This is a genomic window from Aureispira sp. CCB-QB1 (assembly GCF_000724545.1).
Classification (GTDB): domain Bacteria; phylum Bacteroidota; class Bacteroidia; order Chitinophagales; family Saprospiraceae; genus Aureispira.
The window spans coordinates 273,549-285,396 of the sequence record NZ_JHBV01000016.1 but is presented as its reverse complement, the minus strand read 5'-3'; the positions used below and the strand labels follow the sequence as shown (position 1 = coordinate 285,396).

Sequence of the window (11,848 nt, the reverse complement as noted above, 5' to 3'; positions counted from 1 at the left end):
GGTTGAGAAAAGAAAGCTCAACGAATGGAAATGGGATTGTACTAGTTGTAACTGCTCCTTGTTTTAGTAGTGGTTAGAGATTGAAATTGATAATTTATTAACACATAAAAAAATAAGATTATGTTTGGAGGAATGGAGGAAATGAAAAAGCAAATGCAAGATGCTTTAACAGCTATTATTGTTGAAGGAGAAGCAGGTGGCGGAATGATAAAAATTAAGGCGAATGCTGCTCGCCAAATACTAGATGTAAGCATTGACCCTTCTTTGGATTTAACAGATAAAGAGCAATTGGAAGATTTAATTCTAGAGGCAACTAATCGAGTTATTGCCGCTGCTGCTGTTAAGGAACAAGAGGAGTCTAAAGCAATGATGGCTAAGTTGTTGCCTCCTGGTATGGGCGATTTGGGAGGTTTGTTTGGATAAAAAATAAATGTAATTGGGCTTTGTTGCACAGACAGAGCATCTTTGTATCAGTTTAATTGTCCTGTAGATAATTAAACTGATACGATTTACTTAGTTTGCAGCGCTAGTTCTCATAAAGTAATGGTGATTTGAGCACTGCAACTTTATCGAATATTATTTGGGTATATTGGGGCGAAGATTAGAAAACAAACGTTGATTTATTTAGAAGGAAATTCTTATGGCAATACATGTAGGTAGATGGGATTGTACAACTTGTGGTTATAAAGGTGTGCTAGGACCTAAAACAGAGTGTCCGAACTGCGGAGCAGACCGCCCTAAGAATGTGAAATTCTATATGGCGGCAGAAAAAGATATTGTTCAAGATCCTGAAGTTATCCGCCGAGCAAAGGCAGGTGCTGATTGGCGTTGTTCTTTTTGTGGTCAAAATAACCCTAATGATGTTCAGGTTTGTAAAGATTGTGGAAATCCTCGCTCCGAGGCAGACAAGCAATTAGCTGTAAAAACCTATACTACAGCAGATGTACCCCGCTCAGGAGATGGTACAAAAGACTTCTCAAAACTCAAAGAAAAAGAAGCAATAGCGACACCACCTACAAGTAAAAAAGGATGTTTCATTGGTTTGGGAATTATTGTTGGGATTGTGGGGCTATTGGTTTTGTTGGCACTTAATAAAACCGTAGAGGTTACGGTAAAGGGCTTTGAGTGGGAACAAAGTATCTTAGTAGAAGAAAAACGAAATGTTCAAGAAGAGGATTGGTCTATTCCTAATGGCGGAAAAATAATTAGCTCTTTTCAGGCGATTCATCATTATGACCAAGTATTAGATCATTATGAAACTAGAACGAGAACAGAGCAACGTGCCGTGGGAAGTGAGGAGTATGTTTGTGGGCAAAAAGATTTGGGCAATGGCTATTTTGAAGATCAATACTGTACTCGAACTATTTATGAAGATTATCAGGTAGAATACGAAGAACCTATCTACCGAGATGAGCCTGTCTATCAAACCAAATATCGATATTCAATTGATCGCTGGTTTTCGATTAGTCCTATCGTTACACAAGATAAAAACCACAGCCCTACGTGGGGAAATGCCATGCATATAAGAACCAGTTCATCTTTGAGAGAAGCTGGACGTACGGGGACTTACACTGTCATTGTTCAAGATGAAAAAAACGAAGAACATATTGAGGAAATTCCTTTGTCTTGGTGGCAGCAATTAGAAATCGGAGATAACATAAAAGCAAAACGAGGAAGAATTACTGGTGGTTATCGAGGTTTGTACAAAGAAGAAGAACAATCCAACTAAAATTTTTTCGAATAGCACTATATCCAATTCTAAGCAGTTCAATACCAATGGACTTTATTTTTCAAAGAATGGAAATTATTATTTAAAACGGGAACTAGATTTATTTTTTTAAGGTTTTGATAATATTACTATCTTAAAAAGAAGTTTTACTTTTAAATAAATTCTTTGCTTTATGAATATTGGTCAGAAAATACTTGCAGGAATTGGTGTATTTGGTTTGATGCTGTTAACACCAGTTATATTTTATACTTTTGGAAATACTGCTCCTATTGATTTTTTAGGCAGCCAAATCGGTGCTTTGGGCGATCCATCTGTTTTAACTTTTATTGCTTTTTGCATGATTGGTTTAATGGCAGTCTTGGGAGGAGGAAAGAATTTTAGTGCTACCTTCACAAGTTTTATAATTGGTGGTTTATTGATTTCTACAGCTGTAGAAATTGGCTTTTTGAATTGGTTTCAAACCTTAGCATCTAAGGTTGATTTTTTATCCAATTTAAAACTGAACTTACTAGCAGGCGTATTTGTATTGTTAGTTGGAATGGTACTTTCCTTTGTTGAAAAGATTAATTTTAAGGTTGAATTACTAGTTTTGTTAATACTACCATTAGGCTTTTTAATAGGAAGCAATCATGTTGGGCTTTTTCCGAATAACAGTACATTCAATATCTCCATGAATCAAGGTATGGAGTCCTTACGAGGAATGATTGATGCCAAATATATGCAACAAGAAAATGTTCAAAAGTATGTGGAAGAGGTAGAAGATGATCAGAGTTTGACAGAAGAAGAGAAGATTGCAAAAATGGAAGACCTGCAAGAAAAAATTAATAAATTAGAAAGTGAGGAGGAGGTATTAGAAAAGCTGAAAGCACAAAACGAGCAATACAAGCAGCTGATTGAAGCGCAAGAAGCGGAATTAAAAGAATATGAGTGGTGTGCAGGATCTAGGGACAGTGGCTCGCAAGTAAAGTCTATCCCAGCAGCAGTAGTTCCTAATCAACCTTGTGTACGAGATTTTGCCGTTTCATTGGTAAAAGAGAAGCAAGGGGCTTACTATGATAGAATGATGGCATTACCAGGTAAAGAAGGGCTTCAACAAATATGTGCTATGCACAAGTATCTGGCAAGCAGTTGGAAATACATTAGTGACCCAACCATGATCCGAAACGATTACTATTCCCCTGCCAACCGAACCATTGCATTGGGATTAGCTGGAGACTGTGATGATTTCTCCATTTTAAATGCTTCTTGTGTTGAGGCGATTGGGGGGATTTCTAGAATTATGGGTGGTTTTTGTAGTGGTGGTGGTCATGCGTGGGCTGAGGTTTTGATTGGAGGAAAGCCAGAGTGGGAGCGTGCTGTTAAGATCATTCGTCAAGAGTATAACGATCAATATAAAAAACTAGAACCAAATATAGATGAAGAGGGATTGTATTGGCTTTCTTTGGATTGGCACATGGGGGAGTTTACCTGCAATGACCGACCAAGTAAAATGATGACTTTGTACACCTCGAAAGATCAATTCAAAAAACCACTTTAATGACTTGGTAGCGAGTGTTAAAGGAAGGTGTGTGATCTGTTAAATATATTAAAAAATTTATTGTCTAAATTTTTGTTAATCAAAAATGGATGGGGCGATAAGTGAAACTATTTTAAAAATAGACTGTTCTTATATAGAGGAACAGTCTATTTCTTTTATGAATTCTCTATATTTTGTACTCTTTCATTCTTAATCGTGTTATTTTACAGAGAACTTAAGAACTTGAAGGAGGAAGTAGCTTGTTTTTGTAAGCGGATTTCTATTATAAGTAGGTCTTTTAGTTTTGTACTTAGCTTTGTTACTCCCTGTGGTTATGAGCCAGCAAGCTGGATTTGTTACTCCCTGTGGTCATGAGCTCGCATAGTTCGGTTCGTTGCTACTTTATGGGAACCACGAAGTAAAGTTAGTTTTTAATTGGATATTTTGTCTGCTACAATTACGATCAATATTATAAAAATGACGACAACATTACATACCAAAACACCTTTGTTTTATGCCCATCGCTTGAGTAGCCAATTGAATAAAAAAATTTATTTTAAAATGGATTGCCATCAACCAACGGGATCATTTAAAATACGAGGGATAGGAAAGCGTTGTCAAGAAGCCGTAGAGGAAGGCTACGAGCATTTGGTAATAGCTTCGGGAGGCAATGCAGGATTGGCAACAGCGTATGCAGGTTGGAAAATGGGAATAAAAACAACCGTTGTTGTGCCAACAACCACAAAAATGTCTATGCAAACCAAAATTTCGAGTTTAGGAGCAACCGTCAGGGTATTTGGTGACGTTTGGAATGATGCCAACGTTTTTGCACAGAGTTTGGTAAAAAAAGAAAAGGCAATTTATATCCCACCTTTTGATCATCCAACCATTTGGGCTGGGCATGCATCTGTTATTGATGAATGCGATAGCCAAATGGCACCACCCGATGCCGTTGTTGTGGCTGTAGGAGGTGGAGGTTATTTTTGTGGGGTGATGGAAGGAGTGTTACGCAATAATTGGAATGCTACTCAAGTTATTACTGCTGAAACTCATGGCGCTGCTTCTATGAAAAAATCATTGGAGCAACAACAATTGGTTACATTGGATGAGATAGCGTCTATTGCTTCTTCTTTGGGAGCCAAACGGGTTGCCAAACGAGCACTTGAATATGGATTGGCGCACGACGTAATTCCTTGTGCGGTTAGTGATAAACAGGCACTAGAAGCTTGTCGTTCATTTTTGAACGATACAGGGAGTTTGGTAGAGCCTGCTTGTGGTGCAGCTCTGTCGGCAGTGTACCATAATTTAGATGTGATTCAAAACCTAGATACTATCTTGGTTTTAGTTTGTGGAGGATCTGGGCTGAATTTAGAGCAGTTTAATGCTTATTTGGAAGCTTATTTATAACAATTATTTGCTTCTAGTTGTAGAGAAATAGCTCTTTTGATATAAGGTGCTTTTTTATATTTTTTATAAAAGAAGTATAAAATTAGAGAACTTCTATTGCAAGACATTGAACTAATAAAATCAACGATTTATACAACCATTGATGGTTATAATCGTATACAACTAAAGCAAGAACTTGACCCTAAAGTCAGTTGCTTTCATATTTTTTGTGCATATTGTATCCAAAATTTTGGCATTGGCAAACAACGGTATCTTAATAACTCATATGAGTTTTTATTAAAAAATAAAGGATTCTATATCAGTTTTTTAATTCGCTAGCGAGCAATTCTATGAAGCGCATTTAGATACTTTGGGATGTATGTGTTAGAAGGGGAACATTTTTAGAAGAGTAATAACGCATTTATTTGCGGTGCCCAATATTTATGTATTTGTTATTAATTTCAATAGTTCGTTGAAACCACGCAGTAGCAGCGTAGCTAACTACTATAATTTTATAGTAACAAAGTATTAGATGGACTATTATAAAAGAGAATCAAAACAAAAAAATGATAGTAAGTGCAATATTGGAGGGAGCATTAGCAGGGCTGATATTAAGTGTATTTGTAGGACCAATATTTTTTACCATGCTACAATTAGGAGTTGAGCATGGCTTTAAGGCAGCATTTGCATTAGCCCTTGGTCAGTGGGTGAGTGATTTGCTGTATATTTTTCTAGCTTTTTGGGGGGCAATTTGGGTAGAGGAGATTATTGCAGATGAGGTTAAACAAGCGACCTTTGTGTGGTATAGTGGAACAATAGGAGGATGCTTATTGTTGTTGTTTGGAGCAGGTTTGTTGTTGACAAAATCTGTGTCTACCAAGGGGTTAGATGATGTAGAGATTGTAGATTACAAAGTATCTAAGAAAGCCTATTTTGCTTACTTTTTGCAAGGCTTTTTGATTAATACCATTAATCCAACACCACTGCTTTTTTGGATGGGGTTGATGGCCTTTGCAATTAATAGCAATTATATAGGAGGAGCAACGGCAGCATTGTACATTGCTGTGATGTCAGTAGTAATTTTGACGGATTGTTTAAAAATCTACTTGGCCAAAACCATTCGCAATAAATTGCAGGCACATCACTTCTTATATGTTAGAAGACTAGCAGGTTTGGTTTTAGGTGGGTTTGGTTTGGTATTACTTTTGAAAGTAACTGTTTTGTAAACAGTAGATTATAAGTGATAATTTTAATCGACATTATAGTATGAAAAAATCTTGCCTAAGGCTTAACAAATTATAACAAGACAATAGATAGAACAATTGTAAATACATTATTGTATCAATTTATTTAACCCAATAGTTTACTTATGAAAATTACGTATTATACTTACACGTTTTTACTTTTGCTATTGACAACAGCTGTAACGTATGCACAATCTTCTGTGTACTTCTTTTATGATCCAGCTTGTATGCAAAAATTTGATTATGAACGTGTAAATACTTTTCACGATATTGCTTATACCGATTATTATATTTCGATTAATGATGCCACAAAAGCAATATTTAGAGTACAGAAAGATCCGTTAAATTTAAATAAAAAAGTTGTGAATGAGATTCCTGTGAAACCGTTTATGTGCGAAGATCGTACTAAGATATCGGCAGTCTTAATGGATGCAATCAATTCCAACCAAAAGATGGCTTATATGGTGGTAGAAAAGGGATCAAAGTATGTTTTATACGAAATTCGTTCTGTATCCACTTTGACAGAAAACCAATCAGGTATTGTTTATGATGATCCTACTTATGGTTTTAAATACGATTACTTAGTATCCAAACCAGGAGAAATTTTAAATAAACAAACCAATAAAGAACGGAATGTGTTTTTTGAGAAGAAAGGCACCAACTCTTGTTTGGCTAGTTATCAATTCAAAATTGTTAGTCGCCATGTAGAAACACCAATCAAACATTTAAGTGTTGTTTCTACCGTAGGGGTCGATAGAATTTACACTTCTCAAGGAGAATTGGCATTACAGCGTATCAATGATATTCCTTTGTCAACATTTGTTGCACAGCGTTGCAATACACCTGTTGTCACAACAGTACCTACCGTTGTTGAAGTTCCTGTGGCGACAAGCCGACCTATTATTGAAGATACTGTAGGAATGTCTGATGTAGAGAAAAGGTTGTGGTTGTCAAAGAAATTAGGAGGTTTTACGGCACGCTCTATTGAGCCAATATCGAAGCCAGTTGCTCCAACTGCTAAAGAGCCAATGAATCCTACGGAATCAAGAAATACAACTAATGCAGCGAGTACGGCTTTGGCTAACGAACTGTTACCTGGTGGAATTTACTTGGTAAAAGAAAAAGAAAACTTATATACTATTTCAGAGAAGTTCAACATTTCGATACAGCGTTTAGTGGCTATTAATAATCTAGAAGGATATGCTTTAGGCTTGAATCAAGCCTTAAAGGTTGTTGATGATGGATCAGTTCCTAGCAAAAGTAAAAATCCTTTGATTAAAATGGATCCTGTTGCCAATACCAAAACAACCATTCATGTAGTGGAACAAGGAGAGACATTGTATGAAATTTCTAAATTATACGGTTTAGAATTAAAAGATTTGTATGCTTTGAATAAGCAGTTGACGGATTCTCAAATAGATATTAACCAACAGTTGGTTGTAGGTTATGAGCAATTAAACAAATAGTTTTTCAATATTTATTGCTTCCGTTGAGAGCAATTGGCAAGAGGTTTTTTCTTTTAGAAAAAACCTCTTGTTTTTTTAGGCTCAGTTAATTGCATCCCAAGGAGTATCGTTATTTATTTGCTCAAGAGTTTTGAAATATTTGACAATATTTTTAGATTTGTCTAAAAATATTGTTAGTTAAATCTAATTGCCTTGTGTGATCTATGGAAGAAAACGTACAAATCGCCTTTATGCTAACTATCTTAGCTGGATTGGCAACAGGAATTGGTAGTGCCATTGCTTTTTTTGTAAAAGATAAAAGCACCAAATTATTAACTTTTGCAATGGGATTTGCAGCAGGAGTGATGCTATATGTTTCTTTTATAGAAATTTTGCCAGAAGCGATCATCAAATTAACAGAAGCTTATCATAATGATGAAAAATTAGGAACTACCTACGGAGTGATTGCTTTTTTTGTAGGAATGTTGGTGGTTGCGATTATTGATAAACTGATTCCTGAGGCAGAAAATCCACATGAATTTTCTACAGGGCTAAAGGAAAAAGAATTGGTAGAAGAAGGGGCGCCAGATCCCAAAAAATTAATGCGTATAGGGGTTTTAACGGCACTAGCTTTAGCTATTCATAACTTTCCAGAAGGAATAGCGACTTTTGTAACCGCTTTAGACGATCCAGAATTAGGGTTGACAATAGCGATAGCCATTGCGATTCATAATATTCCAGAAGGAATAGCTGTCTCTATGCCCATTTATTTCGCAACAGGGAATCGCAAACAAGCTTTTGGTTATTCTTTCTTGTCAGGAGTTGTAGAGCCTTTAGGGGCAATCTTAGGTTACTTTATTTTGATGCCTTATCTGAATGAAACTTTAATGGGAGTTCTCTTGTCGGGGGTTGCGGGAATTATGGTTTTTATTTCTTTAGATCAATTATTACCTGCAGCAGAAGAGTATGGAGAACATCATTTGTCGATATATGGTGTTGTTTTGGGAATGGTCGTAATGGCGGGAAGTTTGATTTTGATGATATAGAAAACTATAGGAAAAAAATATTGAATGCTTCAAGGTCAAAAGAAGCATTCAATATTGGAACGAGTTAGAACTTCATATTCTGAAGTTAGCATAAAACAACTACTTGGAGAAAATAGTATTGTGTTGTTCTTGTACTCGTATAAACGTGGTACGTTTGGTCAATTCTTTTAGCCTTCTGGCTCCGACATAAGTACAAGTAGAGCGTAAACTCCCTAGAATATCTTGAACAGTCGCATTAACAGCACCACGATAAGGAATTTTGACTGTTTTTCCTTCAGAAGCTCGATATTCTGCTACACCACCCGAATGTTTGTTCATGGCAGTTTCCGAACTCATTCCATAAAACAATTTGAAAGATTTATCGGCTTCTGTAACCGTCTCGCCTCCGCTCTCATCATGACCAGCTAGCATACCACCTAGCATTACAAAATCGGCACCTCCTCCAAAAGCTTTGGCAATATCACCTGGAATTTTACAGCCTCCATCAGAAATAATTTGTCCACCCAATCCATGAGCAGCGTCTGCACATTCAATAACGGCTGAAAGTTGTGGATAGCCTACTCCTGTTTTAACTCGAGTTGTACAGACAGAACCAGGACCGATACCTACTTTAATTACATCGGCACCAGAGAGCAGCAATTCTTCTACCATTTCCCCTGTGACAACATTACCTGCAAGTATTACTTTATCAGGGTATTTGTCTCTAGTCTTTTTTACAAAATCTACGAAGTGCTGAGAATAACCGTTGGCAACATCAATGCAAATAAATTTTAAGGCAGTATGCTCTTGCAAAAGATGATCTAACTTTTCAGCATCTTTTTTTCCAGTTCCAGTGCTAACAGCAATATAGTCAACAATAGAAGGGCTGCTATGTTGCATGAAATTTGCCCATTGTTGTATTGTATAATGTTTGTGTATCGCTGTAATTAACTGTGCTTGACTTAGGGCTTGTGCCATCTCAAAGGTTCCTACAGTATCCATATTGGCAGCAATAATAGGAACACCTTTCCAGTAGATGCGACTGTTTAAAAAAGAAAATTCACGTTGCAAAGTAACCTCTGATCGAGATTTTAGAGTGGAGCGTTTAGGTCGAAACATGACGTCTTTAAAACCTAATTTGATATCTGATTCAATTAGCATATAGAGTAAGAATATTATAAGTTATTCAATTCAATAATTTGCTAAAACACAGCATCGTGTATAGCGGTTAAAGCTACAAATAAAAATTTAGAAGAAAAAAATAACAATTGCGTCTTTCTCAAAAATTGTCGTCTAGTAAGTTGTTATTTAATTCAAAACAGGTTGTTGAAAGAACAACACAAACTAATTTTTATTATGAAAGCAATTTATTTGATCACTGGAACAACATTATTATTAGCAATAGGAACCGCCTTTGCAGCAAAGAACAATACATCATGTTGTGGGCAAAGTGAATGTGTGCCTAATTGTTGTACGAATCAGCAAGATTGTTGCAAAGGAGAAGGTACTTTTTGCATCCCCAATTGTTGTAAGTAAAACAAATTAAAAAAAGAGATGGTAGTTTACCTACCATCTCTTCTTCCTTTATTTTTGAATAAAAGTAGTGCTATACACTCCAATACCAGACGCTTTTATTCTTTGTTGGGAGATACCATATTGGGAACAGGTTCGTTGTTTTTTAAAAATCGCTCAAACCATGATAAAACTTCTTTATTAACCTCTGGTCTAAAAGCACCCAAACCATGATCTCCTCCCTCAAATATTTTTAAACGATATGGAACACGGTACTTGTCTAATTCCAAGGCAAGCTTTAAAGCGTGTGTAGATTTTACACGCCAGTCAGCATTACCATGTAGAATTAAAATAGGAACCTCTTTAGAAAACTGTTCAGCAAAATGGCAAGCTGAGCGTTTTTTTAGTTCAACATCTTTGTTTTTCCAGTAATTAGGGATTAATTCAGCATAGACACCCGTTTCCATCATAGGGCGCTCAATAGCCATATTGTCGGTAGGAGCTCCACCTACTACTGCTGCCTTGATTTGATTGGTTTTAGTTAGCGCAAGATAGGTCATCATGCCACCACGGCTCCAGCCATACATACCAATTCGAGAAACGTCGGCTTGAGGAATTTCTTTTAATACCTCAATTAAGTTCAAGACATCATTGACATCGTTTCCACCAAATTCATCTTTTCCTTCACTTTTGCCACAACCTCTGTAGTTACACCCAATGACAATATACCCTTCTTTTGCCAATTGCGTAAAAAAGTAAGCCACAGGGTATTTAAATTTTCCCTTAAGCAGTTGCAAGGCTCCAAAATCCCTATTTCCTCCTCGGTTATAGATGATAACAGGATATTTCCCTTCTTTTTTGGGGATGGCGGCAAAGGCTTCAATTTTTAAACTATCGCTCCAGTAGGTTATTTCTTCGACATCAACCTCTGAAAGAGCACTAAAAGGTTTGATAAATTGCTCTTTGTTAATATCTGTATATAGTTTCGGAAATTGTTTCCAATCAACTTTGTTTTTGCTAATAATGCGAGGGGTTTGCGCTTGAAGAATGGATGTTGTTAGGCATAGAATGGTTAGTATAAATGTTCGTTTCATTTAAGGTAAATAAGATTAATTGAAGTAAAAAAATGATAAAAAATAGGATGTTAATTAAAATAGATTGCTGACCACGCCGCTTCCGCCAGAACTCTCTCCAGCTGTACGAGTTTGCAACCATATTTTGCCACTTCCTGTTACTTGGCACAAAAATCCTTCGCCACTAGTTAGGGTCTCTTTAATGCTTTTAGAAATTGTTTTTAGACTAAGAGATGCTTCAAAAGCTACCAAAGCACTTTCATCTATATAGATGGGTTTCTGTGTGTTAATAGTTTGCTCTAAGATGGTTCCATGTCCCTTTAAGATTAAGTTTCCCTTACCTTTTGTACGTAATTTTAGACCATCGTTGAGCGCACTTTTCCAATCTTGTTTGGCAAGTTCAATATCCAAACCAGTGGTTCTAGCAAAGTGCGATTGAGGGTCAAATAAAACAGGGCATTGAGCATTAATATCTAAAGAAAATAGTTCTGCATTGTTTTTGGGGGCAAATATGAATTGAACCGATTCTTGAGCCGTATACATATTATAAATCAGACTCTTACCAAAAGCTGTTGCCAACCAATTTTTAACACCTCGTGCTTCGATTTTATTTTCTTGGTGGTATCTCCCATTACAAGAAATTAGCACTCCCTTTTCTGTAATAATTTTTTCTGAAGGATTCATTTTTGCAAGAAGAAATGAGCCAGGATAGGGAGAAATTTGTAAGTCCATTTTGAGAAAAAAATATTTCGTTAAAAAATAATTGAACAAAGCAGTAGTTTGTTTTTTTTATGATACCAAGTATAGCTATATACATTAGAAAGGGGATTAGAAGTTCATTTTTTAGAATAAATGGGATGTATGATAGAAAATTATCGACAAAAGAGAAAAGTTGGAGTGATGGATAGGTTTTTTAGT

11 protein-coding genes are annotated in these 11,848 nt (G+C 36.2%); 8 read left to right on the top strand and 3 right to left on the bottom strand.

What is annotated here, in order from left to right; genetic code table 11:
* The first annotated feature begins 120 nt into the window (after positions 1–120).
* From CG11_RS07720 to zupT, 7 genes are all read left to right on the top strand, one after another.
* Positions 121–423 (top strand): YbaB/EbfC family nucleoid-associated protein, encoded by a 303-nt coding sequence (locus tag CG11_RS07720; RefSeq protein WP_052594780.1) that lies wholly within the window; start codon positions 121–123, stop codon positions 421–423.
* A gap of 217 nt (positions 424–640) precedes the next feature.
* Positions 641–1,729 carry a hypothetical protein gene (locus tag CG11_RS07715; RefSeq protein WP_052594778.1) on the top strand — a complete coding sequence of 363 codons (1,089 nt, stop codon included), beginning with the start codon at positions 641–643 and terminating at the stop codon, positions 1,727–1,729.
* A gap of 172 nt (positions 1,730–1,901) precedes the next feature.
* Positions 1,902–3,266, top strand: a complete 1,365-nt coding sequence (locus CG11_RS07710; RefSeq protein WP_052594776.1) for a transglutaminase domain-containing protein — start codon at positions 1,902–1,904, stop codon at positions 3,264–3,266.
* A 456-nt stretch (positions 3,267–3,722) separates the two neighbouring features.
* Positions 3,723–4,652 carry a pyridoxal-phosphate dependent enzyme gene (locus CG11_RS07705; protein ID WP_052594774.1) on the top strand — a complete coding sequence of 310 codons (930 nt, stop codon included), beginning with the start codon at positions 3,723–3,725 and terminating at the stop codon, positions 4,650–4,652.
* Positions 4,653–5,197: 545 nt separating this feature from the next.
* Entirely contained in the window at positions 5,198–5,857 is a 660-nt protein-coding gene (locus CG11_RS07700; RefSeq protein ID WP_052594772.1) for a LysE family translocator, read from the top strand.
* Between the two features lie 143 nt (positions 5,858–6,000).
* Positions 6,001–7,341 (top strand): LysM peptidoglycan-binding domain-containing protein, encoded by a 1,341-nt coding sequence (locus CG11_RS07695; protein WP_052594770.1) that lies wholly within the window; start codon positions 6,001–6,003, stop codon positions 7,339–7,341.
* Positions 7,342–7,544: 203 nt separating this feature from the next.
* Positions 7,545–8,366 carry a zinc transporter ZupT gene (zupT, locus tag CG11_RS07690; RefSeq protein ID WP_052594769.1) on the top strand — a complete coding sequence of 274 codons (822 nt, stop codon included), beginning with the start codon at positions 7,545–7,547 and terminating at the stop codon, positions 8,364–8,366.
* 99 nt (positions 8,367–8,465) lie between these two features.
* Here the strand turns inward: zupT and CG11_RS07685 are convergent, their stop codons facing one another.
* Positions 8,466–9,506 (bottom strand): GMP reductase, encoded by a 1,041-nt coding sequence (locus tag CG11_RS07685; protein ID WP_052594767.1) that lies wholly within the window; start codon positions 9,504–9,506, stop codon positions 8,466–8,468.
* 195 nt (positions 9,507–9,701) lie between these two features.
* On the opposite strand from CG11_RS07685, the gene CG11_RS07680 reads away from it, so the two are divergent.
* Positions 9,702–9,881 carry a hypothetical protein gene (locus CG11_RS07680; RefSeq protein ID WP_156039691.1) on the top strand — a complete coding sequence of 60 codons (180 nt, stop codon included), beginning with the start codon at positions 9,702–9,704 and terminating at the stop codon, positions 9,879–9,881.
* Between the two features lie 95 nt (positions 9,882–9,976).
* Here the strand turns inward: CG11_RS07680 and CG11_RS07675 are convergent, their stop codons facing one another.
* Together CG11_RS07675 and CG11_RS07670 are read right to left on the bottom strand one after the other, a co-directional pair.
* A complete protein-coding gene (locus tag CG11_RS07675) occupies positions 9,977–10,951 on the bottom strand; it encodes a S9 family peptidase (RefSeq protein ID WP_052594763.1) in 975 nt (324 codons plus the stop codon).
* Positions 10,952–11,005: 54 nt separating this feature from the next.
* Complete coding sequence (locus tag CG11_RS07670; RefSeq protein ID WP_052594762.1) at positions 11,006–11,662, bottom strand: AIM24 family protein; 657 nt, start codon at positions 11,660–11,662, stop codon at positions 11,006–11,008.
* Between the last annotated feature and the right edge of the window lie 186 nt (positions 11,663–11,848).